At 42.4% G+C, this 25,988-nt stretch carries 21 protein-coding genes; 14 read left to right on the top strand and 7 right to left on the bottom strand.

Annotated elements, in window-relative coordinates; all coding sequences use genetic code 11:
- Positions 1-545 precede the first annotated feature (545 nt).
- Genes dinG through ACM2FC_RS15790 form a run of 5 tightly spaced genes read left to right on the top strand, consistent with a single transcriptional unit; the run spans position 546 to position 5,319 of the window.
- Positions 546-2,621: an ATP-dependent DNA helicase DinG gene (gene dinG, locus ACM2FC_RS15810; RefSeq protein WP_498481928.1), complete on the top strand. Its 2,076-nt coding sequence runs from the start codon at positions 546-548 to the stop codon at positions 2,619-2,621.
- A 52-nt stretch (positions 2,622-2,673) separates the two neighbouring features.
- Complete coding sequence (locus ACM2FC_RS15805; RefSeq protein ID WP_498481927.1) at positions 2,674-3,444, top strand: sulfite exporter TauE/SafE family protein; 771 nt, start codon at positions 2,674-2,676, stop codon at positions 3,442-3,444.
- Between the two features lie 3 nt (positions 3,445-3,447).
- Positions 3,448-3,996 carry a primosomal replication protein gene (locus tag ACM2FC_RS15800; RefSeq protein WP_498481926.1) on the top strand — a complete coding sequence of 183 codons (549 nt, stop codon included), beginning with the start codon at positions 3,448-3,450 and terminating at the stop codon, positions 3,994-3,996.
- A gap of 2 nt (positions 3,997-3,998) precedes the next feature.
- Positions 3,999-4,190, top strand: coding sequence for a pleiotropic regulatory protein RsmS (rsmS, locus tag ACM2FC_RS15795; protein ID WP_498481925.1), 192 nt, complete (start codon positions 3,999-4,001; stop codon positions 4,188-4,190).
- Entirely contained in the window at positions 4,183-5,319 is a 1,137-nt protein-coding gene (locus tag ACM2FC_RS15790; RefSeq protein ID WP_498481924.1) for a ribosomal protein uL16 3-hydroxylase, read from the top strand. The genes rsmS and ACM2FC_RS15790 overlap by 8 nt, the downstream gene beginning before the upstream one ends.
- Here ACM2FC_RS15790 and ACM2FC_RS15785 read toward each other — a convergent pair.
- A complete protein-coding gene (locus tag ACM2FC_RS15785) occupies positions 5,316-7,427 on the bottom strand; it encodes a methyl-accepting chemotaxis protein (RefSeq protein WP_498481923.1) in 2,112 nt (703 codons plus the stop codon). The two genes, ACM2FC_RS15790 and ACM2FC_RS15785, sit on opposite strands and share 4 nt — an antisense overlap.
- A gap of 323 nt (positions 7,428-7,750) precedes the next feature.
- Between ACM2FC_RS15785 and ACM2FC_RS15780 the strand changes: the two genes are divergently transcribed.
- The 4 genes from ACM2FC_RS15780 to xthA all read left to right on the top strand — a co-directional run bounded on the left by ACM2FC_RS15780 (position 7,751) and on the right by xthA (position 11,947).
- The gene (locus ACM2FC_RS15780; RefSeq protein WP_498481922.1) at positions 7,751-8,656 is read left to right on the top strand and encodes a DMT family transporter; all 906 of its coding nucleotides are present in this window, start codon (positions 7,751-7,753) and stop codon (positions 8,654-8,656) included.
- A 207-nt stretch (positions 8,657-8,863) separates the two neighbouring features.
- Complete coding sequence (locus ACM2FC_RS15775) at positions 8,864-10,333, top strand: multiheme c-type cytochrome (protein WP_498481921.1); 1,470 nt, start codon at positions 8,864-8,866, stop codon at positions 10,331-10,333.
- A gap of 25 nt (positions 10,334-10,358) precedes the next feature.
- Positions 10,359-10,937, top strand: coding sequence for a NapC/NirT family cytochrome c (locus tag ACM2FC_RS15770; protein ID WP_498481920.1), 579 nt, complete (start codon positions 10,359-10,361; stop codon positions 10,935-10,937).
- Between the two features lie 200 nt (positions 10,938-11,137).
- A complete protein-coding gene (gene xthA, locus ACM2FC_RS15765) occupies positions 11,138-11,947 on the top strand; it encodes an exodeoxyribonuclease III (protein ID WP_498481919.1) in 810 nt (269 codons plus the stop codon).
- Between the two features lie 53 nt (positions 11,948-12,000).
- Here the strand turns inward: xthA and ACM2FC_RS15760 are convergent, their stop codons facing one another.
- The 4 genes from ACM2FC_RS15760 to ACM2FC_RS15745 form a co-directional block, all read right to left on the bottom strand.
- On the bottom strand, positions 12,001-12,678 hold the full coding sequence (locus ACM2FC_RS15760) for an ABC transporter permease (protein ID WP_498481918.1): 678 nt from the start codon (positions 12,676-12,678) through the stop codon (positions 12,001-12,003).
- Between the two features lie 3 nt (positions 12,679-12,681).
- Complete coding sequence (locus ACM2FC_RS15755; protein WP_498481917.1) at positions 12,682-13,419, bottom strand: ABC transporter permease; 738 nt, start codon at positions 13,417-13,419, stop codon at positions 12,682-12,684.
- An 82-nt stretch (positions 13,420-13,501) separates the two neighbouring features.
- Positions 13,502-14,278, bottom strand: a complete 777-nt coding sequence (locus tag ACM2FC_RS15750) for an ABC transporter substrate-binding protein (RefSeq protein ID WP_498481916.1) — start codon at positions 14,276-14,278, stop codon at positions 13,502-13,504.
- A gap of 81 nt (positions 14,279-14,359) precedes the next feature.
- Positions 14,360-15,130, bottom strand: a complete 771-nt coding sequence (locus ACM2FC_RS15745; RefSeq protein ID WP_498481915.1) for an ABC transporter ATP-binding protein — start codon at positions 15,128-15,130, stop codon at positions 14,360-14,362.
- A gap of 736 nt (positions 15,131-15,866) precedes the next feature.
- On the opposite strand from ACM2FC_RS15745, the gene pflB reads away from it, so the two are divergent.
- A complete protein-coding gene (pflB, locus tag ACM2FC_RS15740) occupies positions 15,867-18,143 on the top strand; it encodes a formate C-acetyltransferase (protein WP_498481914.1) in 2,277 nt (758 codons plus the stop codon).
- Between the two features lie 154 nt (positions 18,144-18,297).
- Positions 18,298-19,281: a lipid A deacylase LpxR family protein gene (locus ACM2FC_RS15735; protein ID WP_498481913.1), complete on the top strand. Its 984-nt coding sequence runs from the start codon at positions 18,298-18,300 to the stop codon at positions 19,279-19,281.
- Here the strand turns inward: ACM2FC_RS15735 and ACM2FC_RS15730 are convergent.
- Entirely contained in the window at positions 19,278-21,158 is a 1,881-nt protein-coding gene (locus ACM2FC_RS15730) for a methyl-accepting chemotaxis protein (protein WP_498481912.1), read from the bottom strand. The genes ACM2FC_RS15735 and ACM2FC_RS15730 overlap by 4 nt on opposite strands.
- Positions 21,159-21,374: 216 nt before the next feature.
- Between ACM2FC_RS15730 and pflA the strand changes: the two genes are divergently transcribed.
- Together pflA and ACM2FC_RS15720 are read left to right on the top strand one after the other, a co-directional pair.
- Positions 21,375-22,115, top strand: coding sequence for a pyruvate formate lyase 1-activating protein (gene pflA / locus ACM2FC_RS15725; protein WP_498481911.1), 741 nt, complete (start codon positions 21,375-21,377; stop codon positions 22,113-22,115).
- A gap of 229 nt (positions 22,116-22,344) precedes the next feature.
- Positions 22,345-22,845: a YfbU family protein gene (locus tag ACM2FC_RS15720; protein ID WP_498481910.1), complete on the top strand. Its 501-nt coding sequence runs from the start codon at positions 22,345-22,347 to the stop codon at positions 22,843-22,845.
- A 62-nt stretch (positions 22,846-22,907) separates the two neighbouring features.
- On the opposite strand, the gene ACM2FC_RS15715 is transcribed toward ACM2FC_RS15720, so the two are convergent.
- Positions 22,908-23,639 carry a MipA/OmpV family protein gene (locus ACM2FC_RS15715; protein ID WP_498482034.1) on the bottom strand — a complete coding sequence of 244 codons (732 nt, stop codon included), beginning with the start codon at positions 23,637-23,639 and terminating at the stop codon, positions 22,908-22,910.
- A gap of 369 nt (positions 23,640-24,008) precedes the next feature.
- Here ACM2FC_RS15715 and ACM2FC_RS15710 point away from each other — a divergent pair, with 369 nt between their 5' ends.
- Positions 24,009-25,943, top strand: coding sequence for a PrkA family serine protein kinase (locus tag ACM2FC_RS15710; RefSeq protein WP_498481909.1), 1,935 nt, complete (start codon positions 24,009-24,011; stop codon positions 25,941-25,943).
- The last annotated feature ends 45 nt before the right edge of the window (positions 25,944-25,988 follow it).

Raw genomic sequence — 25,988 nt, 5'->3', positions numbered from 1 at the left:
GTAATCCACTGCCTTTTCTTAGCGGGAAGTCCTTATCCGGTTCCCTTTATGTTTCTGGTAATCACTCAAACTCTTAAATGGTCGGATGTCACTACCGTAAAATTCCGTAGCTAAGCTTGCTAGAGAATCCCCAAGCTGTCAAATAGCCTAAAAATTAATATATAAAAATAAATAAAATCCTTTAAAATCATACACTTTAATGTAAAAACTTGATTTATAAGTATTTACTTAAGTATTAGCACGTAAATCATTATTTTGTAACACAAGTTCAACATTCAAAGCTTTGTGCTGTTAAAATCAATAATCAAGATGGATAATCAGAATATAGTTCTAATTATTTATTAAATATTAGTTTTATAAACTAGTGACTTTATTTTTATTTACAGGTTTTTTACGGAATTTTATTTTGTGAGTTAGATCTATTTTTAGCTTAAAAAAAATCTAATTCGTGAACTCAATAGCATGTGTGAAAGTGTGTTAGTATCTAGTACGCGCTAACCTTTTTCGGTTAATGCGCCCTAGCCTTCAAATAACTCGGTCCCTTTATGCCAGCGAATAATATCCAATCCTCGATAAGAAACAGCTATCAAAACTTGCAAACTCAATTGGAAAACTTTGTGCCACGTAGAGCGCAGAATTATCTAGTGGCTGAAATTGCTAAAACCTTGTGCGGGGAGTATCACAAATCCAATCGTCTAATCGTGGCGGAAGCGGGAACAGGGATCGGTAAGTCGCTTTCTTATCTAATGGCGGCCGTACCCGTCGCGGTCCTAAACAATCGTAAAGTCGTCATTTCAACTGCAACGGTGGCGCTGCAAGAGCAGCTATTGGATAAAGACCTTCCTTTGTTTAGGCGCATCACTGATTTGGATTTTCGCTTTCAGTTGGTCAAAGGAAGACAGCGATACTGCTGCGCAGAAAAATTGATGGTGGCGAGTGGCACCGATGGCGGACAGCTAGCCATTTTCGAGTCGAAGCCTAAAGAAAACGATATCAAGCTATTACAAGAGTTGTATAAAAGCTTGGCGAATGGGAAATGGGACGGTGACAGAGACTCATGGCCCGAAACCATCAAAGATGAGTTGTGGTCATTGATTGTAAGCGACAAGCATAGCTGCAACAATAGTCTGCCCGCCCACAGGCAGTGCCCTTTTCAGAAAGCTCGAGCTGAACTGGATAAAGCCGATGTGATTGTCGCCAACCATAGCTTAGTGATGGCTGATGCTGACTTAGGGGGAGGCGTTATTCTGCCCGAGCCAGAAAATACCATTTACGTATTTGACGAAGCGCACCACCTGCCAAAGGTCGCACGCGACCACTCTTCAGCGGCGGCAAGCTTAAAAGGTGCAGCGAGCTGGCTAGAAAAACTCAACCAATCAGTCACGAAATACACTAACTTAGCTGACGAGAAGCGTGTCAGTCGTTTTCGCAATGAACTGCAAGACAGTATCCAGCAGCTTGTTCCATCACTCACTCAACTTGCAAGGCGATTTGACCCTGCGCATTTTGAAGAAAAGTGTTACCGCTTTGAACACGGAGATCTACCCAGTTGGCTAGAAGAAGAATCTCAAACACTAAAGCAGCTCAGTTCAAAAGGCTACCAAGCAATCAACAAAATTGCCGACTTAATTGCCGAGCGTATAAAAGATGGTGAAGTGTCCAATAAACTTGCAGAGCCTGCTTTGGCAGAAATCGGCTTTTATATACAAAGGATGGAAAACCTTACTCAGGTTTGGAGTTTGATGGCTGAACCAAAAAGAGAAAAAGGCGCACCACTCGCTCGCTGGCTAGAATTACACCCAGATAAAGAAGGCGACTTTATTGTCAACGTCTCGCCTTTAGAGGCAGGCTGGAAGCTCGACCAGCAGATCTGGAGCCGATGTATCGGAGCTGTGCTGACATCTGCAACCATGCGAGCGTTAAATTCTTTTCGTTTTTTCTGCCAACAAGCAGGAGTCAGTGATAAAGAAGAAGATGGTACACGCTTTTTGGCTCTCGCTTCACCGTTTGATTACACGGAAAATGGTGAACTACTTATCCCTAAAATGAAGCTTGAACCTTCAGCTGATACCTTCACTGACAGTTTATGTGAAATTCTGCCTAACCTCATTGCAGAGAACAAAGCTAACTTAGTTCTGTTTGCTTCTTATTGGCAAATGAATCAAGTTGCTGAAAGTTTGAACAAAAAATTTATAAAGAAAGGCTGGGCACTGCAAGTTCAAGGCGATGCATCGCGATCTAAAATTCTAAATAAACATAAAGCCCTCGTTCAGTGCGGTAAAACCAGCATCCTTTTTGGTACTGGTAGCTTCTCTGAAGGTTTGGACCTACCCGGGGAACAACTGGAGAACTTAATCATTACTAAAATTCCATTCGCAGTGCCAACCTCACCTGTCGAGCAAGCGCATTCAGAATATATCGAGCATAAGGGTGGCAATCCATTTATGCAGATCACTGTCCCAGAAGCGAGTAAAAAGTTAATTCAATCTGTGGGACGACTACTGCGCAAGGAGCAAGATTCTGGTAGAGTCGTCATCCTTGATCGACGCATCGTGACAAAGCGTTATGGCCAAGCATTACTCGACTCACTACCGCCATTCAAGCGAAATATTGAGTACTAGAGGTCAATCGCCTCTAAACTGTACGTAGCCTTTATAAAAAGAAAAATACCCTATGGAATATATCGAGCCAACCACGCTAATTATTTTGGCGTTGGTTGCATTTATTGCAGGATTTATCGATGCCGTTGCTGGCGGTGGCGGTATGTTAACAGTTCCTGCCTTGCTATCTTTGGGCTTGCCTCCACATATCGCGCTTGGCACCAATAAAGTAGCAGCATCATTTGCTTCTTCAACGGCAGCATTTACTTATTATAAAAAGCGCTTGTTCAAACCTAGATATTGGATGCGTTCTTTTATCGCCACATTTGTTGGGGCGATCGCAGGCGTTCTTTTGGTTAATAAAATCAGCACTGCCTTTTTAGATAAAGCGCTGCCGCTCATTATTTTAGCTGCTGCTATTTACACTATCTGGCACAAAACCCCTGATGCCCATAAAAATGCCATCCCGACATCGGATCCAAAATTCCATAAGAAACAAAAATTACAAGGTTTAGCGCTTGGCTTTTATGATGGCATGGCTGGCCCAGGGACCGGCGCTTTTTGGACGGTAAGCTCAATGGCTCTTTATAGACTCAATATTTTGCTCGCTTCTGGGCTAGCAAAAGCGATGAACTTCACCAGCAACTTTACCTCATTGCTGGTATTTGCTTATTTAGGGCATATTCACTGGGTATTAGGCTTAACAATGGGCGTTTGCTTGATGGGTGGCGCTTTTGTTGGTGCACACACGGCCATTCGTTTTGGCTCGAAATTTATTCGGCCTGTCTTTGTCTGCGTTGTCAGCATATTATCGATTAAACTGGCCTACCAAGCGTGGTTTTAACTTATGAGACAACTTAGCCAAATCGAGAACACGTTAGAAAGCTTAAGCAAACATGCTGCGCAAGTGGATAGAAAAAGAGGTGAACACCATCAGGCTTTGTTTGATGAGCGCCTATTTCATAGTAAAGCCCGCTTATTGGTGCCATGTGTTGAGGAAGCACAGGCTACATTATCGAGCCTAACTCGCGAGCAACAAGCCGAAAAACTGACACCTCAGCGGGCCGAGTTTTTAACCGAGCGTTTGGTAGCACAAATCGAAGCAATCCAACGCGAGCTATCCACTCTATCTATTCGTAAAGATGAACCCAAACATTATCACCATTTTCGGAAATCGATTAACCAACTCTATCAAGAATTGGCCCAGCACCAAGAGTGGGAACGACGTTTGAAAGATATGGTGCGCGTACAAGAGCTGGCTGTCGCTCAAGCGCCATTTAACCAACAAACACAAGCTCAGCAAACGCTAATAAAAACAGAGCAGCGCCTTAAGCGATGCCAAGATTCGAAACTAAAGTTAGAGAAACAAATTACCTTCAGGGAGAAAAACCAGTAGTTATGAGTTCCGATACCCCAAATAAACCCGAACCAAACCCTCTAGACAACGCACCCGATGAGATAAAACTCGCGGTCGATCTTATCTATCTGTTGGAAACCAATGAAGTCGAACTCGAAACAGCGCTAGCGGCATTAGAAATCGTCAAACATGATATCGAAAACAAGATAAGCGCAAGGAACAGTGATGTATAAACTGACTTTCTCTCTACAGGAGTTTATAACAGAATACTGGCGGAAACAGCCCGTTGTGATTAAAGCGGGTTTTGCTAATTTTGTTGACCCAATTACTCCTGAAGAGCTCGCGGGTTTAGCTCTAGAAGAAGAAGTAGACTCTCGCTTTATATCAAACGCAAACGAGCAATGGGCGGCAGAACATGGCCCGTTCGAAGAGAGTAAATTTACCTCCCTGCCCGAAACCCATTGGCAATTAGTCATCCAAGCCGCCAATCACTGGCATTCAGGAGCGGCTGAGCTCGTTCCCCCATTTGCGCAAATTCCGCAGTGGATATTTGATGATGTAATGATTAGTTACTCAACACCAAATGGCGGTGTAGGCCCTCACATCGACCAGTATGATGTATTTATTATTCAAGGGCTTGGCAAACGTCATTGGCGCGTTGGTGCAGAAGATAAGGGCCAGTACGAAGAAGTGATTCAAGCGAATGCATTGAGGCAGATAAAACAATTCGATGCCATTATCGATGAAGTGCTCGAACCAGGCGATATTTTATATATTCCCCCCGCTTTCCCGCATGAAGGGTATGCGCTTGAAAATAGTATCAGCTACTCCATTGGCTATCGCACCCCAAAAGAGCAAGAGCTAGTAAGCCAGTTTGCGGATTTTTATTTAGCCGAAAACCTCGGCGATGCGCATGTCACTACTGACAATATTGTGCTACAAAGCAAGACTGGAGAGATCAGCAGTAAAGCCTATGATCAACTTCGCTCAATCATCGAAAAGAGTATCGACCAGCCCCAATTAATGAAAGATTTTTTGGCATCAATGCTTAGCCAATCTCGCCATCAGCTTGATATCGTAGAGCCTGAACCAGCCTATACAGAGCAGCAAGTTCTTGATGAACTCTGTTCCACTGAAACAAGGCTCGTTAAAGTTGCGGGGTTGCGCGCTTTTTATCACAGCGGTGATGAGCACTCTGTTTATGTTAATGGAGAAAAGTTTGATGCATCAGAAGATAACCAAATAGCCGATAAACTTTGTAATCGGCCTAGCTTTACTATTGACAGCTCAGAACTTGGCTTTAAAACAATAGCCTTGCTAACCGAGCTGGTTAACAAGGGCTATTGGTATTTTGAAGACTAAACTTTAAATTGATTAACGAGTTGCTGCTGCTTGCTCGATAGTGTGCCAATTTGCTCACCTACCGCTTCTGACTCGCCAGCTTGCTCAAGAATTTGCGCACTTAAATCGCGGATGTTGGTGACACTTTGGTTAACTTCTCCAGAAACAGCTTGCTGCTCTTCAGCAGCGCGAACGATTTGAGAGTTCATATCGTTGATCGCCGCAATGGACTCAAATATGTGGTTAAGTTCTTCGACCGCTTTGTTCACTTGATGCGCAGAGTCATTGGCTAGATCATTACCTTGGTTAATGGCTTCAACCACATCTTGTGTACCGCGTTGAACTTTTTCAATGACTTCTCGTATTTCACCAACAGAATCTTGCGTGCGGCTGGCAAGATTTCTTACCTCATCAGCAACAACTGCAAAGCCTCTCCCCTGCTCGCCCGCTCGCGCAGCCTCAATCGCTGCGTTCAAAGCCAGCAAATTGGTTTGCTCAGAAATGCCTTCGATAACCGTCAATATATCGGTGATATTGGCATTGTTTTTCGCCAGCTCTTCCACCACAGGCACTGCACTGGTCATGCGCTCAACGAGTTTGATCATCTCTTGCTCCGAGCGCTCAATGACTTCTTTACCTGAATTGGCCGCTTCGTTCGCTTCTCCCGCAGCATTTACCGCTACTTCCGCATTTTGTACCACCAGCCCCGCAGTTTGCGTCATCTCTTCACACGCTGTCGCCACAAGATCCACTTCTTTGAATTGCGACTCACTACTTGAACGAGTGTGTACCGCCGCCGTTTTCGCTTGCTCTGTAGTAGAAGCAACTTGGTGTGTTGTATCCACTACTTGACTGATGGTATTTTGCAATTTCTCCAAAAACAGATTGAAGCCACTCGCAAGCTGGCCAATCTCATCCTGAGATTTAACTTCCAAGCGTTGCGTTAAGTCTCCTTCTCCAGAAGCAATATCATCCAAACGAGCAACGACATCGCGGATTGGTTTAACTAAGCTGCGTGACATAAATGCGATCACCATTAAGCCAATGACAACCGTTATTGCACCAGTACCTAGTTCTACATAAACGCCTCTTTCCACTTGGCTACTGATCATTTGATCCAAGTGATCAGCGTCTGCCAGTACTGTGGTTCTTGGCATTTCAAAGATTACGCCCCAAGTTTGGTTGGCAACTTGTATTGGCGCGAACACCGTTAACCATTCGCCGTCAGTGCTCCACTTGGTCACAACGTCATTACCAAATAAAAAGTCAGTCACTGCTTCACTAGAAACATGCTTACTACTAAATTGCGAACCAATCGGCAATTCCGCATTGTCTGATGCGATTAAAGACCCGTCTAAGCTAATGATAAAAATGTTGCCCGAACCACTAAATAAACTCTGATCAGACTCCTGAGCGATAGCTGCAAGTGGATTCAGGTTCAAGTCAATACCAAAGAAACCTATGGTTTCTCCTTCTTGCTTGATAGGTACGGAGATAGATGAAGTGAGTAAAGCGCCGTTGCCGGATTGCGTTAGCTTAGGACTCGATACACAAGTGTTGCCGCTAGATAGAGGGCAGAAAAAGCGCTCGCTGTTGCCGGAATCTGCCAGAGCTGCTTCACTCAATACATTTTCCTTTGCATCCTCTCCAGCTTTTAGCCAGTAGGAGGCAAAACGCCCTTTCTCATTGGAGCCGACATAGTGTGCATTTTGGTAGTTGCTGTCTTCACTATCCAGCATATCCGGTTTAAAGACTAGGTATGCACCTTGAATATTCTTATAAGAGATGACTGCACTTTTCACCATGTCATTAAGTGCGGTTCGCAGCTCTTCACTGGAACCAAAGTTCTCTTCCGTGTTGATTTTATAAAACAAGGCGTTACTTGCTAGCATTTCAGAGCGATAGATAGCCTCATTTAAAAACTCCGCGACTAATGAGGCATTAAACAGGGCTCGAGTTTGCAAAAGCTGCTGAGATTTATTTATCACAGACTCTGAGCTTTGCTCTTTTATAATCTTTTGATTTCCCAACGCGTTATAAACAGAAAATCCTACTAACGAAAGTGAGGTAATCAGCAAGCAGCATCCCGCAAGAATGGTGATCTTCCACTGAACAGACAGGGTTCGCATACAATGTCCTTATAAAAAGCAAAAACTCATAAGCTTAGGCAATATCCGTTCCAATTAGAGCATATTTGCCATTTGAATCAATTGTAAGTTTAAAAAAATGTTAAATTTATTACTAAAGATAGCCAACTTTCGTGTTAAAGGGCACAAAAACTATTTCTTTCTAGTCTATTAAATGAGGTTGAGCGTTGCTTCAATGTCAACTAGAGATGTTCTTTCGATGCATTTGTCAGCTCAACTAATAAACGTGAAAATTTATATCGCTACCCATAAGAGTGATCCCTTTTAAAATAATAGCTACGTTTTATTTTGTGGGTAGAAGAACCATGAATAGCAATATAAAAGCTTCACTATTGGTCGTGATTTCAACATTTTTTCTAGCGATTCAGAGTGCGGCAGCAAAGCAATTAACCAATGAAATGTTGCTTGGCTTTTTACTTTCCGTGAGATTCTTCTCTATCGCGGCTATTTGTTTCGTAACCATGTATCAAGGTGGGGTTGAGTTTCCTAAAGGAGGTGATTTAAAAGCAATCATTTTGAACGGTATTTTGATCATGTTTACCCAATTAATGCTGCTACTAACTTTAGCTAACATGAGCTTGATTGGAGCGACATTAATGATTAGCCTCGCCCCCCTTTTGATTCCATTTTTAGATTGGTTGGTCTACCGACGTGCGATAAAAATAAAAAATATTGTATCGTTACTTATTTCATTTGCTGGGGTATCTTTGCTGACTGAAGACGGCAGCATAAGCTTGCATCATGGTTTTGTATACGGAGCCATCGCTGCTATAACACTAGCGGTTACCCAAATCGTTGCTCACCGCGTTTCAAAGTCTGATTTAAGAGTTAGCTCTCAAGTCAGCTGGACGTTTTTAGTATCGGGGATCGCTAGCCTACCGCTATTGCTTTGGCAAACGGATCACGCTCCGATGATAAAACCTCATATTGATATATGGGTTTGGTTAATTTTAATTGTTTTTGTCGTCGCCTCAGCACTCAACCGAACTATTCGCAATTTAGGTTATAGAGCCGCATCAAATGCGACAGCTACCGCACCTTGGCTATACTCAAACCTAATTTTTGCTGCGATATTTGGCGTTGTATTCTTCCACGAACCTATCACCTATCTCACTTTAATGGGAATTTTAGCGATTATTATTGGCGGACTAACCAACACCTATAAAGCTCAGCCACAAAAAACAGCCCGCCCCAAGCATAGATCCTGTTGACCTTTTGAGCTTATTTTAGTTCTACATCCTCAACTTTAACAAACTGATATAAATCAATAAAAGATCAGATAATTCCGATTGAAGATAGCTTCCTTCTCAAAATAACCACTTTTTAATTGTGGAATTATTAGTTAACACTAAAATTATCAATCAGGATGATATTCAGTAAATACAATTGAACCTTTCACTGATAAATTGAGGCCCGATATGGATATAAACCGAGGCAACCTGTCAACATGGATGCTGCTCTTATTAGCATCACTATTTATCTTAATAATTGCTTTTCCCGTTACGGCGAATGCTAAGCCGGAAGCCTTGGTTTTAAAACCATTTGCACAACTGAGCCCTGAGAGTAAACAGTGCGCCGCTTGTCACAAGGAAAAGAACCCTTCTATTTACGCACAATGGGGACGTTCAAAGCACTTTGGTGCTAATGTCGGGTGTTATGAATGCCACCAAGCCGATCCTTCCGACAAAGACGCCATTAAACACCAAGGCTTTGATATTGCAGTTATTGTATCGCCTAAAGATTGCAGTAACTGTCACTCAAAACAGGTTGAAGAATTTGCTAAAAGTCATCACGCAAAAGCAGGACAAATCATTGGTTCTCTCGACAACTTCTTAGCGGAAGTCGTTGAAGGGGCACTAACCTTCAACGGTGAATCCCCGGCAGCGGTCAGTGGCTGTTGGCAGTGTCACGGTTCAGAAGTCAAAGTGCTAGAAAATGGCGATTTAGACCCAACCACTTGGCCAAACACCGGAATTGGCCGTATCAACCCAGATGGCTCGATCGGCGCTTGTACTGCCTGCCACCAGCGTCATGAATTCGATATGGTGCAAGCCAGACGTCCTGAAGCTTGTGGTAAGTGTCACCTAGGCCCAGATCACCCACAAAAAGAAATTTACGAAGAATCGAAGCATGGTATCAACTTCTATGCTCATGTTGATCGCATGAATATGGACTCCTCGAAATGGATTGTCGGTGAAGACTACGACGCCGCACCGACCTGCGCAACCTGTCACATGTCTGCGACCAGCGAGCTCCCCGTCACACATGATGTAGGTGATAGAATATCTTGGACATTACGCCCAGCCATTTCAGAGAAAATTGACGCGAAAGCAAAGGCATCAGGTATAGAGACGAAAAGTTGGCAAGATCGCAGAGCTGACATGCAAAATGTTTGTCAGTCCTGCCACACTAAATCAATGGTCAACAGTTTCTACCAACAATTCGATAATCTAGTCGAACTCTATAACGAGAAGTTTGCTCGGCCAGGTAAAGATCTGATGGACTTGCTTTACCAAGAGAATATGTTGACGGAAACCGCCTTCGATGAAGAAATAGAATGGACATGGTTCTACCTTTGGCACCATGAAGGCCGCAGAGCACGCCACGGTGCAGCTATGATGGCACCAGACTACGTTCAATGGCATGGTATGTACGAAGTCGCCGAGCGTTTCTATATTGAAATGGTTCCTCAATATATCGAAGTGGTCGAAAAAGCAGAACATAAAGGCAATATTGAAGGCGCTAAACGGGCAAGAAAGCTCCTCGAAGAGGTATTAGACCGCCCAGAGCATGCTTGGTTTACTGGCAAAGAGCCAGATTCGGTGAAGAAAGCTCGCAAGGATGCGCAAAAAGCATTTCAGTCTCGCTATCTGAACGAAAACAAATAATCTGCTCTGTGCTGAGGAGGATGACATGGGGAAATCCAAGTCCGATACTCAGGGCAGCAGTCGGCTCCACAAGTTGTGGAGCTGGCTTAAAACGCCCTTATTGCTAGGCATACCAATAGGCGTCTTTGTATTGTTACTCGCTATTGGTAGCTTCCAAGGAGTCATGGTACTGAGCAATCAAAATGCCTTTTGTTTTAGCTGTCACTTGAAAATGGATACCATCGTGCAGGAATACAAGGCTTCCGATCACTACATGAGAAATGACAAAGTCATTGCTACTTGTGCTGATTGTCATGTACCGCATGATTTTGTCGACAAAATGAAAGTCAAGATTATGGCGACGGCTGATATTTACTATATGTTGGTCGGGACGATAACTAAGGAAAATTTTGAACAGCACAGACCAGAACTCGCGCAAAAGGTCTGGGATACAATGGAAGAAGACAATTCAGCTAACTGCCGTTACTGCCATACAGGAAGTAATTTTGACCTTGCGGCGCAGCCTCAAAGAGCAAGGTTAAATCACGAACTAATGGAAAAAAACGGTGGGACTTGTATTGACTGCCATACTGGGATTGCACACAAGCGTATTGTAGTTGAATAACATCTAAAGTTAGACAGTCGCACCCTTCTCCCTACCAACATGATATTCAAACAGCCTGAAGGTGCTAGCTTCAGGTTGTTTGGTTATACTGTCTTTCTAAAAAAACTTATACTATTTCCAGCAATTAAGTGGGCAAAATATTGCTGGAATTGGTAGTACAAGCCTTAACGTTGGTTTAGGCCCCTCAAAGGATAAGAAAGATGAAAGTAGTTAGCTTCAATATCAACGGCCTCCGCGCTCGACTACATCAATTACAAGCTCTAATAGATAAGCATCAGCCTGATGTCATCGGCCTACAAGAAATTAAAGTTCATGATGAAGCATTTCCCATAGGAGATGTCGAAGCTATGGGGTACAAAGTTTATTACCACGGTCAAAAAGCTCACTACGGTGTCGCTATGCTGTGCAAGCAAGAACCTATTTCAGTGCAAAAGGGATTCCCGACTGATTCTGACGAACACCAAAAGCGCATGATTATGGCCACTTTTAACGATGAAAATGGCCAGAAGGTAACAATTCTCAATGGTTACTTTCCACAAGGTGACAACATTAGCCACGAGACTAAATTCCCATATAAACGACAGTTTTATAAAGACTTGATGGGATATTTAAATGATCATCACTCCAACGATGAGCAAGTTATAGTGATGGGTGATATCAACATAAGCCCAATTGACTTAGATATTGGTATCGGTGAACCGAATAGAAAGCGTTGGTTAAAAACCGGCAAGTGCTCTTTTCAGCCTGAAGAACGTGAATGGCTAGGCAAACTTTTAGACTGGGGTTTTGAAGACACGTTTAGAAATTTACACCCCGAAGTAGACGACAAATTTTCTTGGTTTGATTATCGCTCAAGAGGTTTTGATGACAACCGAGGACTAAGAATTGATGTCATCTTAGCAACGCCGTCACTAGCAAAAAAATGTACCGAATCTGATATCGATTACGAGTTAAGAGGGATTGAAAAACCATCTGATCACGCACCCATTTGGGCAAGCTTTTCTAATTAACTTTTGGCGAAATAATACTGAAAGGGCACCATTTCGGTGCTCTTTTTTCATTTCTAACTTAGCGGTTTTAGGTATGCTAAGAATCGTTTCTCTGCTTGTTTAAAGCACCATAAAATCATGAAAGTTAGGCACATATAGAACAAGCCTGCTGTTAAGAAAGACTCAAACGGTGCATAATAACGAGAGTTGACTAAGCGAGCCGCGCCAGTTAAATCCATAATCGTCACAATCCCAGCGACTGCACTGCCATGCAACATAAACACGACTTCATTGCTGTATGCAGGTAAAGCTCTTCTCAAAGCACTTGGCAAAATAATACGGTAATAAGTTTTCCATACACTCATGCCATAAGCTTTTGCAGCTTCCACTTCCCCTTTGGGCAACCCATTGATGGCACCGCGAATGATTTCAGCAGTGTACGCGGAAGTATTTAAGACAAATGCGACAAGGGCGCAAAACCAAGCATTCTCCCACAAGGTATCTTTTACGGGAAAAAATTGGTCCATACCGTAATAAATGAGATAAAGCTGAACGAGAAGCGGAGTTCCACGGAAAAAATAAATAAATGCCCACGAAGGCATACTCAAAACGTAATGTACACTGTTGCGAGCAACTGCAATAGGAATAGCGATAAATAGACCAATGACGAGAGCAGTCGCAACCAGCCAAACTGTGGTCCATAACCCTTCGAGGTAAATTGGAAAACTTTCTACAACTAAACTGAAGTCCATTCTTTACCTCGTATGAATACTAAACTTGCGTTCGACAACTTTTAACAAGCCAGTCGAGATACTGGTAAATAACAAGAATATAATTGCGACTGCCATATAAAACGTGAATGGCATTTTGGTTGAGCCCGCTGCTAACGTACTCACTCGAACCATATCCTCTAAACCAATAATCGACACTAACGCCGTTGTTTTGAGCAAAACGAGCCAGTTGTTGCCAAAGCCCGGTAATGCATGCCGTATCATTTGTGGAAGCAGGATCCGCCTAAAAGATAAGAATGGGCTCATCCCATATGCTTTTCCAGCCTCCAGTTCTCCACTATCGACAGCCATAATCGCTCCACGGAAAGTTTCAGCCATGTATGCGCCAAAGATAAAGCCGATAGTGATAACCCCGGCAATAAATGGACTAACGTCGATGTAGTCTGGCACGTATGGCACCCATACATGGCTTGGGTCTCTAGATACAAACCACTCATTCAAAGTTTCGTTTATATAGTAAAGGCTGTTGTTCACTAGTATCTGTCCACCAAAAAAAATCAGCATCATTAGAACCAGATCAGGAATACCACGAATAACCGTGGTGTATAACGTGGCAATATAGCGAGCAATGCGATATGAAGACAATTTGGCGAGTGCTCCCATCATTCCTAAAATCACGGCGAGCAATAGCGATAATAAAGCCACTTCAATGGTAAGCAGCGCACCTTTTAGTATAGAGATTTCGTAACCGTGTAAATCCATAACTTAGCCCACACAGCTATAGGCATTGGGTGCCAATGGGTAAGAACAAAGAGAGGCTTTCGCCTCTCTTTTCTGATACAAATTAATTTCCATAAACATCGTAAGCGAAGAACCTGTCTTGGATTTCTTTGTATTTACCATTATCACGTAACGCTTTTATCGCTGCATTTAGCTTGTTCGTTAAATCCTTGTCTTGCTTACGAGTCGCGATACCCATTCCATCACCAAACCATTTAGGATCAGTTAAAGATGGGCCAACAAACTCATACTCTTCTCCACCAGGTTTATTTAATACCCCTTCTTCAAGCGCTGAAGCATCACCTAACACGGCAACAATACGGCCACTTTTAAGATCAAGATAAGCATCATCAAACGACCCATAACGGACGATTTCGACAGAGTCACCATAGTTATCCGTTAGATATTTGTCATGAGTCGTCGCACGTTGAACCCCAATTTTCACGCCTTTAAGGCCTTCTTTTGTAAAGGTTAAGTTGGTGCCTTTTTTAGCAATAAATTTATTTGGAATAAGTGCATATTTGTCAGTAAAAGCAACTTTTTTCTTACGCTCTTCGGTGATAGACATTGCCGCTATGATTGCATCGTATTTACGTGCGAGCAGCGAAGGAATAATGCCATCCCAATCTTGAGGTACAATTTTACATTTCACTTGCATTTCATCGCACAGAGCTAGTGCCATGTCCACATCAAACCCTTTAAGGGAGCCATCAGACTCTGTCCAACTAAAAGGAGGATATGCTCCCTCGATGCCAAATCTTACTTCTGTCCATTGCTTAGCTTGAGCAAGCCCGGAAATTGTCGTTGCTGCAATAGCAACAGCGAGTAACCACTTCTTCATGTCCACACTCCTGTGATTAGTAATTGCTTTAAATACTGATTTAAATGTCATTTAAAGCGTAGATTATATTTCCCTAGGGTATTAATAAATCGATGAAATAAATTGTTGAAGCCTTTCCGATTCCGGGTTGCTAAACAGCTTCGCAGGATCCCCCTGCTCTTCAACCAAGCCTTGGTGAAGGAACATCACATGGCTAGAAACATCACGTGCAAAGGCCATTTCATGCGTGACGACCAGCATAGTTCTACCTTCTTCGGCGAGATCACGCATAACACCTAACACTTCTCCCACTAACTCTGGGTCTAGTGCTGAAGTTGGCTCATCGAATAGCATGACATCTGGCTCAACCGCCAATGCTCTAGCAATAGCAGCTCTTTGTTGCTGCCCGCCAGATAGATGCCCAGGGTAGTAATCTTTCCGCTCGTACAACCCTACTTTCTTCAGTAGTAACTCAGCGTTTTCTAAAGCTTGTTTTTTGGGAACACCTAGCACATGTACTGGAGCTTCGATCACATTTTCCAGAACGGTCATATGTGACCAAAGATTGAAGCCTTGAAAAACCATAGCAAGGCGAGAGCGAATTCGTTGTACTTGCTTTTCATTGGCAGGCTGAGCGTCACCATTGCGGCTGTGCTTCATTTTGATAAGTTCACCATTAACCCAAATTTCTCCCATGGTGGGTATTTCTAATAGGTTAATACAACGAAGAAAGGTACTTTTGCCTGATCCCGAAGAGCCAATAATGGATATGACATCGCCTTTATGGGCCTCTAACGAAATCCCTTTTAGTACTTCATTTTGGCCAAACGTTTTGTGAAGGTCGTTTATCGTCAACGCGGGGACGTCACTCATCCACTACTACTCCTTTTTATGCCCAATTTACAAAGTTTTGAGCTCATCCATTCATCATTACTATATATTGCTAGAAGTTAGCATTAGATACCAATTCAAGCAACATCTCATTAACACAAACATTGTTTGGATTCAGCTAAACAGTCATAAGTTTCGATTAGTCATGCAAAACTAGTTAAAACGATAAGTTATAAAAGCCTTGAAACTGCATAAAAATCACATTTCAAATACCAAAAATCGACCAAAGCTCACCATAAAGCTAGACATTGTCCCACAATAAATTTTGACAATAGTCACATTTAATTTAAATTGAGAGGGTTACACTTCGCAAAATTACAGATTCAACTTTCATAAACCTATCAATATTATTTGCTAGTACCATTTCGAGTATTGATAAAGAGACGCTAAAAATCAGAAACAAGCTAAGGGTCGAATATCTAGGCGATGTGAAGTTGTTTTAGTGTTTAGCCGTTGCCGCAACAAACGATCGACTTTTACGAGCAAATTTTAAGTTTTATTGATTTAGTTTAAGGTTTGCAAAAAAAATTTAGTTTAGTTTGAAGTCATATTGATTAGGTTAGGTTTATGACCGCACTGCGATAAACAGCATTAAAGTGTGTTGTCGCTTGCTTATTTTGACAAGGTGCGGAGTCAATAGATTTAAGAGGGTCATCAACAAGATGACCACTAATAGAAACAATAGTTAATGTTTTACCACTAATAAGGTAGGTATGTCATGGCAGAGCAATTTGCTAAAGCTTGGGAAGGTTTTGCTGAAGGTGATTGGCAAAACGAAGTAAACGTTCGTGATTTCATCCAGAAAAACTATACGCCATATGAAGGCGACGAATCTTTCCTAGTTTCTGAAGGTACTGAAGCGACCAATACGCTTTGGGCTAAAGTAATGGAAGGCATCAAAGAAGAGAACCGCACTAAAGCACCTCTAGATTTTGATACTGATATCGTGTCTACCATCACTTCTCACGATGCCGGCTATATCGAGAAAGATCTAGAAACTATCGTAGGTCTTCAGACAGACGCACCTTTGAAGCGCGCTATCATCCCTAACGGTGGCATCCGCATGGTTGAAGGTTCTTGCAAAGTGTATGGTCGCGAGCTAGACCCTCAAATCTCTAAAATTTTCCACGAGTACCGCAAGACTCACAACTCTGGCGTATTCGATATCTATACTCCCGACATTCTAAAATGTCGTAAGTCTGGCGTTTTAACTGGTCTTCCTGATGCTTATGGTCGCGGCCGTATCATTGGTGACTATCGTCGGATTGCTCTTTACGGCGTAGATTTCCTAATCAAAGACAAGCTAGCTCAATTCGCTTCTCTACAAGAAAGATTTGAGAACGGTGAAGATCTACAAGCGACTATGCAGCTTCGTGAAGAGATCGCAGAGCAACACCGTGCACTAGGCCAAATCAAAGAAATGGCCGCGAAATACGGATTCGACATCTCTCGTCCTGCTGAAACTGCTCAAGAAGCTATCCAGTGGACTTACTTCGGTTACCTAGCTGCTGTTAAATCTCAAAACGGCGCTGCAATGTCTCTAGGTCGTACTTCTACTTTCCTAGATATCTTTGTAGAGCGTGATATCGCTGCTGGCCTTATCACTGAAGAACAAGCTCAAGAAATGATCGACCACTTCGTAATGAAACTACGTATGGTTCGTTTCCTGCGTACTCCTGAGTACGATGAGCTATTCTCTGGCGACCCAATCTGGGCAACAGAATCTATGGGTGGTATGGGTCTTGACGGACGTACTCTTGTTACACGTTCAAACTTCCGTTTCCTAAACAGCCTATACACTATGGGTCCTTCTCCAGAGCCAAACATCACTGTTCTTTGGTCTGAGCAACTACCTGAAGGCTTCAAGAAGTTCTGTGCGAAAGTCTCTATCGATACTTCTTCTATCCAGTATGAAAACGATGACCTAATGCGTCCAGATATGGACTCTGATGACTACGCAATCGCATGTTGTGTATCTCCAATGGTTGTTGGTAAGCAAATGCAGTTCTTCGGCGCTCGTGCTAACCTTGCGAAAACTATGCTTTACGCAATCAACGGCGGTGTTGACGAGAAGCTAAAACTTCAAGTTGGTCCTAAGTCTGACGCAATCACTGACGACATACTGAACTACGAAGACGTGATGGCTCGCCTAGACACTTTCATGGATTGGCTAGCTAAGCAATACGTGACTGCACTGAACAGCATCCACTTCATGCACGATAAGTACAGCTACGAAGCATCTCTAATGGCTCTACATGACCGTGACATCAAGCGTACAATGGCTTGTGGTATCGCTGGTCTATCTGTTGCTGCTGACTCACTATCTGCAATCAAATACGCGACTGTTAAGCCAGTACGTGATGAAGATGGAATCGCAACTGACTTCGAAATCGAAGGTGATTATCCTAAATTTGGTAACAACGATGCTCGCGTTGATGACATCGCTTGTGACCTTGTTTCTCGCTTTATGGGTAAAATCCGCGAACTTAAAATGTATCGCAATGCAATCCCTACTCAGTCTATCCTTACTATCACTTCTAACGTTGTATATGGTAAGAAAACTGGTAACACACCTGACGGTCGTCGTGCTGGTTCTCCATTCGCTCCTGGTGCAAACCCAATGCATGGCCGCGATGAGAAAGGTGCTGTAGCTTCTTTGACTTCTGTAGGTAAACTGCCATTTGCTGACGCTCAAGACGGTATCTCTTACACCTTCTCTATCGTGCCAAATGCACTAGGTAAAGAAGCAGAGAGCCAAAAAGCTAACTTAGCTGGCCTAATGGATGGATACTTCCACCACGAGTCTGGCGTTGAAGGCGGTCAGCACTTGAACGTTAACGTTCTTAACCGTGAAACTCTTGAAGACGCAGTTAAGCACCCTGAGAAATACCCTCAGCTAACTATCCGTGTTTCTGGTTACGCTGTTCGCTTTAACTCTCTAACTGCTGAACAACAAGCTGACGTAATCGCACGTACATTTACTGAGTCTCTATAATCCACTGACTCATAAAAATGTTACTAAGCCTCGCATCTGCGAGGCTTTTTTTATTCATCTGAGCTTGCGCACATTTATCATTCATAAATTGAAAAAATGAACATCTTCCTGATAAGGTCTTGATATAAAGGATTCCTCAACAAGATGTTACTCAATGAAAAAGCTGTTCTGCCTATCCACTTTGTTCCTATTCACCCTGCCCCTATATGCCTCAGAACGATCAACGTTAAGCGTCGGTGTCGATAACGATGGAATATTTGGAACCGATAGAGACTACTCTAGCGGAGTATTCATTGATTACACTTCTGCCGCTACAACGCCTTCATTAGGTTTTAAAGCATTAAGTTTATCTCTGTGGGGGATATCATCTATGGACAAAGTAGGTATAACCTTGGGGCAGAAGATTTATACACCATCTGATATATCATCTTCCCAACCGCAGGTAGATGACAGGCCCTATGCTGGGTATTTATACCTCGAGACAAATTACATCAGCTTAAGTCCAGTCGCAGCACAAAGGTTCAACCTAACCTTTGGAACAACGGGTGAGCGCTCCATGTCAAAGGAGTCGCAAAAGCTAATTCACTCCATAATTGGCTCAGATGAACCACAAGGCTGGCAATATCAAGTCGACAATGAATATGCAGGTGGTATTGGCTATCTCGTTCATTTAAACCTGCTAAGAGATAAGTTTTGGAGTAACTCTAGCCTAGAACTATCCAACATAACGGAAGGTAACGCTGGCAACTTCAGAAGTAACGTGGCTACAGGCTTTATGCTTAGGTGGGGTTACAATTTGGAAGATAGCCTAGGTGCAGCGGAAATTACAACGGAAAACCCTTTCCGACCAGGCATGCTTGGCCCATCAGGGACAGGTTGGTTCGCATATACCGGCATAAAAACAGGCTATGTATTTAATGATATTACCATTGAAGGTGACCGTTCAGGGCTTCCTAGCCCGAGCTCTCAATATGATGTCACTTTAGAAAACGTACAAAGCAGCGCTATAGCCGGCTTTGCTATCTACAACGAGCGTTTCGGGGCAAATGTCAATTTAAGTGCAACAACCAAAGCCTATAAAGAATCGGCTCACTCTATTAGTGGAAATGGTGGGATTTCTCTTTTTGCCTTCTTTTAAATCTTAAATCTTTGACAATCAACGCTCAGGTTACTTGAGCGTTCGTCCACCAACTCACCGATCGATCTCAGCTGCTCATTATTTTGCTCAAGATCTTTCATCGCTACAGAGATTTGTGTCATGTTGTCAGCCATTGATTGGCTGGTTGTGGCCAATTCTCTAATAGATCCAAAGATAATATCCGTTTGCTGAGCTGCCTCTTGAGCCTTTTCAGTTATTTTAGACAGAGCCTCCATAGCAGCCATTCCTTTCTCTTGACCTACTTTCATCGTACTTTCCGACTGAGAAATATATTGAATGACGTCTGCACTCTCTTTTCTCATCGTTTCAATTGTGCCAGATATTTCAGTTATCGCATCTACAGTACGCACTGCTAAGTTTCTCACCTCATCAGCCACTACGGCAAACCCACGTCCTTGTTCACCAGCGCGAGCCGCTTCAATCGCAGCGTTTAGCGCTAACAAATTAGTCTGTTCGGCAATTCCGTTTATGATCTCCATCACCGAGTCAACTTTTGAAGATGCTTCTTCCAACTGTTTGGTATGCCCTGCTGCGGAGGTCAATATGGTGGCGACCTCTTCAAATGAATCTATTGCAGATGTAATAATTTTGCTTCCCTCATCTGCAGCATCCGTGGTGGATTTACTAATGTCGGCAACAAACTCCAGAGAATTAGACACTTCTTGTGTAGTAACACTAACTTGTTCTGTAGCTGAAGCAAGCAGCTGCGTTTGTCCAAGAACATCAGATTGGTTTTTCGCTAAACTATCGAGTCCCATGTTTAATTCAGCAGCGTTTTCTGACAGGTCATCACTACTGAGTTGAACTGCACTCACTAGCTCACCAAGGTTTTCACAACTTTGATTGATAGCATTAGCGAGCTGATTAAACTCATCTTTTTCATTACTGGATTTTGCCATTCTTATCGATAAATCTCCTTTTGAGACTTCAGAGAGCATTTCGTTGGTGGACTTCAAAGCTTTGTTTAAAGAAAGGCTAAACGTCATGAAAATGCTGATGGTAAATACCGCTAGCACTGCACAGGCAATAAGCACAGACCACACAGTTTGATCCGCGCTAGCGCGCGCAGCGTTAAGATAGGTTTCGTCAATTAAAGTGAGCTTTTGGGTCGCCTGTTTAACGACCGAAGTTACCACTTCTTCACTGGCAAAAAGCTGTTGTTCCATTGTGCCAAGTTGCTGAGATAACTCACTAACACGCTTGAAGGTGGTTTTAAACAACTCCACTTCCTTTTCATACAACTCCAGCATGGCATAGGTATTTGATATGTTTACAAACCCAAACATGGAACGATTAAACAGCTTTAGGTTCTGTTCATTCGGTTGCAATAAATAAGTTTGTTGCGCTTTAATCATTGCTTGAAAGTCGGAGTTAAGCGTGACCATCCCCGTTTCAGCAATTTTCTTTTCTATGGTATCGGCTAACGATTTAAGCTGACCTAATTTACCTTCGCTGACATCAAACCCTAACTCTGAACGTAGTTCTAACCAAGGTAACAGCGCTTGCTCAAACCGTTGAGTACTTTCTACCAACGAAGTGGCCTCATCTAACAATTCCAGTTTTTGCAAAAAAACCGCATTTTGTTGTATTTCTTTTGTAACAGAGGCTATTTCCTGCTTCAATTGTTCAACCTGAGCACCTGTCACTGAACCTAATTTTTTGGCAAGAGAAAGCAGTTTAACCTCTGTTTGATACATAGTGATTGAACCAGTTGTGATCTGGTTACTACTAAAATACTGCCGTTCCATTTCCGCTAGACGTGTTGAAGTAAAGACTCCAAGAAGCACAAAACCTAAGGTTAACAGCACTAGAAATAAAGCTATTTTTTGTTTTTGTGAGATAGCGATTGACTTCATAGCACATCCTTAATCGTCACCAAAAAAGTACAACTTTTCGCAAAAGTTGCGTCTAAGCCGACATTACTAATAACATCATTATTAATAACAAGTTTATAACACTTTCCAAACTAAGGAGGATTTTTTGATTTAGCGTAACTTCACCCTGATTGGCTCTATATAAGCCCTACTTTTTGTAATAAAATATTGGATAAATTTCCTTTCTGAGAAGCATTCATGTCAACAATCGGTCGTATTCACTCTTTTGAATCATGTGGGACAGTCGACGGGCCTGGTATCCGTTTCATTGTTTTTGTTCAAGGCTGCCTAATGCGCTGTATGTATTGCCACAATAGAGATACATGGGATACCCATGGTGGAAAAGAAGTGACTGTTGAAGAACTTATTAAAGAAGCAAAATCTTACCGACACTTTATGAACGCCTCAGGGGGAGGAATTACCTGTTCTGGTGGCGAAGCGATGTTGCAGCCTGAGTTTGTACGTGATTTCTTCCGAGCAGCCAAAGACGAAGGCATCCACACTTGTCTCGATACTAACGGGTTTATTCGCAAGTACACTGATGTAGTGGATGAGGTTCTTGAGGTTACCGATCTAGTCATGCTTGATATCAAGCATATGGATGACAAAATTCACCATGATTTTATTGGTGTCTCTAACAAACGAACCTTAGAGTTTGCTCGATACTTACAAAAAATCGGTCAGAAAACTTGGATCCGTTACGTGGTGGTACCCGGCTATACCGACGGTGAAGAAGCGGCTCGAATGCTAGGTGAATTTATCCAAGATATGGATAATATTGAAAAAGTAGAACTCCTTCCATACCACAAATTAGGCGCTCACAAATGGGAAGCCTTAGGCTACGAGTACCCGTTAGAGGGTGTTCAACCACCGAGTAAAGAAGTCATGGATAATATAGTGAATATTCTTAGCCAATATCATAACAACGTTAAATACTGAACTCGCCAAACTTCCTACCCGCAGCCGCACTAGGCTGCGGTTTATCACCTCTTCGCATAAAAACAATTTTATAAGTAGAACAAAACTTGTAGTAGTGCACATTATTAATTTCAATATTTCAGTTATTTTTGTTTAATTTGCATTAACACGTGTTCAGATCATATTTCAAAAGCAATAATTGCTCTTATACTAGTTTCAACCAAGTTAATACATTGTTAGTGAGGCTGGCATGGAAATGACAAATGCTCAACGTTTAATTTTATCCAACCAATATCTACTGATGGCAAAATTAGACCCAGATAATTCTCAAAAATATCAACGTCTTCAAACCATCGTAGAACGCGGTTATGAGCTGCAAATGAAAGAGCTAAACAAAGAGTTTGGCTGCCTTATAGAAGAAGAATGTCGTGAAATCATTAACATTATGGAGATGCATCACGCCATGCAAGAATCTCACAAAATGCTAAGTAATGACGAAGCGGAAAGAGTGGATCAACGACGATTACAATTTTTGGGCTTTGATTGTGCGAGCGAAGCTCAACACGTCAATTACGTGCGCTTCCTTGTCGATAGCGAGGGACTTTATCCGCAATTCGATAAGGGTGAACACTGTTTTAATAGTCAAGTTCCGATGTTAGACAAGTACAGAAGAATGCAAGCCACTTGGAGTGAATGTCCACGCCAATACCACCTAAGCTCTGCAGAGCTCAATCAGATTCTAAACGCATAAAAATTAAAGGCAGTGACACGAACTTCGCATCACTGCCTGTTAAGCTCTATATTCCAGTCGCCCTAGAAAACGTAGGATACTCCCAGCGCAGCAGTGGTATTTACACCACTTTGAATAATCGGGCTACTCTCGATATCACCTTCTAAATTCCTATAGGTAATACTTCCGGTAATTCTTACATGATCAGTCACATTTAAGTAACTTTGTACATTAATGTAGTAAGAACCATCAGCTCCAGCATCAAACTCATTGATACCAGATCTCTGTGCTTCTGAAGCACTCACACCGTAAAGGTAGTTATTGAGTGTTGCATCGTCATACACATAACCGACGCTAGGGATAATACCCCAACGTTTAAACATAAATGGCACTTTCCAAGATAATCGAGCATAAGAACCATCAGTCCGGCCTAAAGTATCTGTCATCCCGGTTAATTCAAACAAGCCCACTGGAGAGTATACTTGATAACCGACACCACCATAAACGGTGGCTTTTCGCTCATCTAGCTGCTGCATTTCCGAGTCGGTGGAATCTGAAGGGTCAAAAGACCTAGGATCATATTTCAGTCTAAACACGATGTTCTGGCCAAAACCATAACTGTTCCTTTCGACTGGAAATAGGCGGTAACCTGCATTTAATCCGCGAATGAAAAAGTGCTCACCTTCATAACCGATAAGCGGGAACACTCTTGTTGTGGATGGCGTATCTTTGTATACCTCAGGTGAATAAGAAGCAATCGCCCCTAGAGAAAAATCAGCGTTTGCGGTCATAGGTACTGCGCTAACCGCTGCCATAGCAGCAACCAACCATCTTGTCTTCACTTTACGTTCCTTACGTTTAGTTCTTCATCGGTGATGTTGCGCACAAGTATAAACTTCAACATATTTTCAAACAAATGCAATCCTTCATTTATTGGATTTTGGTTAATTAATATGTAATAAGTAACAGTAGAGACAAAATAATCCAGCTTTCGGTAATGTAACCCAAACATATTGATAGGAAAAATGAACAAAATTGAATAAGGGATTTTCATCACCGTTTTCGTAATTAAACACATAATTGTTAAGCAAAATGTACAAAGAAGAGCTAGGATTAAGTTAGAAAGGATTTGTACTTTAATGCGGGTTGTATGTCATTTTGACAGGTTCAGAGGGGATTTCGATATGAGTATTTTTGACCATTTCCAAGCACGTTATGAAGCCGCCAAGGATGAAGAGATATCTTTGCAAGAGTTTTTACAACTTTGTAAAGATGACAAAAGTGCCTACGCAAATGCGGCAGAGCGCTTGCTCATGGCTATTGGTGAGCCTGAAGTAATCGACACAGCGCAAGATCCACGACTAAGTCGTATATTTTCCAACCGAGTGATATCTAGATACAAGACATTTGAAGACTTCTACGGAATGGAAGACGCAATTGAGCAGATAGTTTCTTACCTCAAACATGCGGCACAAGGACTGGAAGAGCGCAAACAAATTTTGTATTTGCTCGGCCCTGTTGGTGGGGGTAAATCTTCACTAGCAGAAAAGCTAAAAGCGTTAATGCAGCAGGTTCCAATTTACGTTCTATCTGCGAATGGTGAACGTAGCCCTGTCAACGATCATCCGTTCTGTCTATTCGACATCAATGAAGACGGCGATTTACTTAAAAACGAATACGGCATTGAGAAGCGTTATATTCGCTCGATCATGTCTCCATGGGCAGCGAAACGCCTGCATGAATTTGGTGGAGATATCTCGAAGTTTAAAGTTGTAAAAGTTAGACCATCAATTCTTGACCAGCTTGCCGTCGCGAAGACTGAACCTGGTGATGAAAATAACCAAGATATTTCATCTCTAGTTGGTAAAGTCGATATTCGTAAGCTAGAGCATTTCTCTCAAGATGACCCTGATGCGTACAGCTACTCAGGTGCTTTGTGTAAAGCTAACCAAGGGCTAATGGAATTTGTCGAGATGTTTAAAGCACCGATAAAAGTCCTACACCCACTGCTTACGGCAACACAAGAAGGTAACTTTAACGGTACTGAAGGTCTATCGGCACTGCCATTTGATGGAATGATTCTAGCCCACTCTAACGAATCGGAATGGCAGACGTTCAGAAACAACAAAAACAACGAGGCATTCCTCGATCGTGTTTACATCGTGAAAGTGCCATATTGCTTGCGTGTTTCTGAAGAAGTAAAAATTTACCAAAAGCTTCTTGACCACTCTGAACTTTCGAAGGCCCCTTGCTCTCCTAGCACATTAGAGCTCCTAGCACAGTTCAGTATTTTGTCTCGTTTGAAAGAGCCAGAAAACTCTTCTCTATTCTCCAAAATGAGAGTTTATGACGGAGAAACACTTAAAGACACCGATCCAAAAGCGAAAAGCTATCAAGAATATCGTGACTACGCTGGTGTTGATGAAGGTATGTCAGGGCTTTCCACACGTTTCGCGTTCAAGATTCTGTCTCGAGTGTTTAACTTTGATCAGTCAGAAGTGGCTGCAAACCCTGTTCATCTTTTCTATGTTATCGAACAGCAAGTTGAGAGAGAACAGTTCCCACAAGAGATGGCCGAGAAATATCTTGAATTCTTGAAAGGCTACCTAGTTCCGCGCTACGTAGAGTTTATCGGTAAAGAAATTCAGACTGCATATTTAGAGTCTTACTCTGAGTATGGCCAGAATATCTTTGACCGTTATGTCACATATGCTGACTTCTGGATTCAAGATCAAGAATATCGTGATCCAGAGACGGGTCAGCTATTCGACCGAGCTTCTCTCAATAGCGAATTGGAGAAAATTGAGAAAACCGCGGGTATTAGTAATCCAAAAGACTTCCGTAACGAAATCGTTAATTTTGTACTACGTGCGAAAGCGAACAATAACGGCCAGAACCCAATTTGGACCAGTTATGAGAAGCTACGCACCGTTATCGAGAAGAAAATGTTCTCTAATACGGAAGAATTGCTCCCTGTTATCTCGTTCAACGCGAAAACCTCTTCTGAAGATCAGAAGAAACACGACGACTTTGTTGCGCGTATGATGGAGAAGGGCTATACAGAGAAGCAAGTCAGATTACTTTCCGAGTGGTATTTACGAGTACGTAAATCCTCTTAACCGCAACTAACAAAAGCCCAAAACAAAGTACTATCTGTCCTGCTG

Source organism: Vibrio sp. A37, assembly GCF_059777565.1.
Note: the sequence above shows the minus strand (reverse complement) of the source record. Positions and strands in the feature narration are given on the sequence as shown.

Coding starts and splice junctions, on each gene's coding strand:
- pflA (WP_498481911.1), top strand. CDS start 21,375: ATGTCAACAATCGGTCGTATTCACTCTTTTGAATCATGTGGGACAGTC.
- ACM2FC_RS15735 (WP_498481913.1), top strand. CDS start 18,298: ATGAAAAAGCTGTTCTGCCTATCCACTTTGTTCCTATTCACCCTGCCC.
- ACM2FC_RS15760 (WP_498481918.1), bottom strand. CDS start 12,678: ATGGACTTCAGTTTAGTTGTAGAAAGTTTTCCAATTTACCTCGAAGGG.
- ACM2FC_RS15710 (WP_498481909.1), top strand. CDS start 24,009: ATGAGTATTTTTGACCATTTCCAAGCACGTTATGAAGCCGCCAAGGAT.
- ACM2FC_RS15715 (WP_498482034.1), bottom strand. CDS start 23,639: ATGGCAGCGGTTAGCGCAGTACCTATGACCGCAAACGCTGATTTTTCT.
- ACM2FC_RS15770 (WP_498481920.1), top strand. CDS start 10,359: ATGGGGAAATCCAAGTCCGATACTCAGGGCAGCAGTCGGCTCCACAAG.
- ACM2FC_RS15790 (WP_498481924.1), top strand. CDS start 4,183: ATGTATAAACTGACTTTCTCTCTACAGGAGTTTATAACAGAATACTGG.
- ACM2FC_RS15745 (WP_498481915.1), bottom strand. CDS start 15,130: ATGAGTGACGTCCCCGCGTTGACGATAAACGACCTTCACAAAACGTTT.
- ACM2FC_RS15775 (WP_498481921.1), top strand. CDS start 8,864: ATGGATATAAACCGAGGCAACCTGTCAACATGGATGCTGCTCTTATTA.
- ACM2FC_RS15755 (WP_498481917.1), bottom strand. CDS start 13,419: ATGGATTTACACGGTTACGAAATCTCTATACTAAAAGGTGCGCTGCTT.
- ACM2FC_RS15800 (WP_498481926.1), top strand. CDS start 3,448: ATGAGACAACTTAGCCAAATCGAGAACACGTTAGAAAGCTTAAGCAAA.
- rsmS (WP_498481925.1), top strand. CDS start 3,999: ATGAGTTCCGATACCCCAAATAAACCCGAACCAAACCCTCTAGACAAC.
- ACM2FC_RS15785 (WP_498481923.1), bottom strand. CDS start 7,427: ATGCGAACCCTGTCTGTTCAGTGGAAGATCACCATTCTTGCGGGATGC.
- ACM2FC_RS15750 (WP_498481916.1), bottom strand. CDS start 14,278: ATGAAGAAGTGGTTACTCGCTGTTGCTATTGCAGCAACGACAATTTCC.
- dinG (WP_498481928.1), top strand. CDS start 546: ATGCCAGCGAATAATATCCAATCCTCGATAAGAAACAGCTATCAAAAC.
- ACM2FC_RS15805 (WP_498481927.1), top strand. CDS start 2,674: ATGGAATATATCGAGCCAACCACGCTAATTATTTTGGCGTTGGTTGCA.
- ACM2FC_RS15730 (WP_498481912.1), bottom strand. CDS start 21,158: ATGAAGTCAATCGCTATCTCACAAAAACAAAAAATAGCTTTATTTCTA.
- pflB (WP_498481914.1), top strand. CDS start 15,867: ATGGCAGAGCAATTTGCTAAAGCTTGGGAAGGTTTTGCTGAAGGTGAT.
- ACM2FC_RS15780 (WP_498481922.1), top strand. CDS start 7,751: ATGAATAGCAATATAAAAGCTTCACTATTGGTCGTGATTTCAACATTT.
- ACM2FC_RS15720 (WP_498481910.1), top strand. CDS start 22,345: ATGGAAATGACAAATGCTCAACGTTTAATTTTATCCAACCAATATCTA.
- xthA (WP_498481919.1), top strand. CDS start 11,138: ATGAAAGTAGTTAGCTTCAATATCAACGGCCTCCGCGCTCGACTACAT.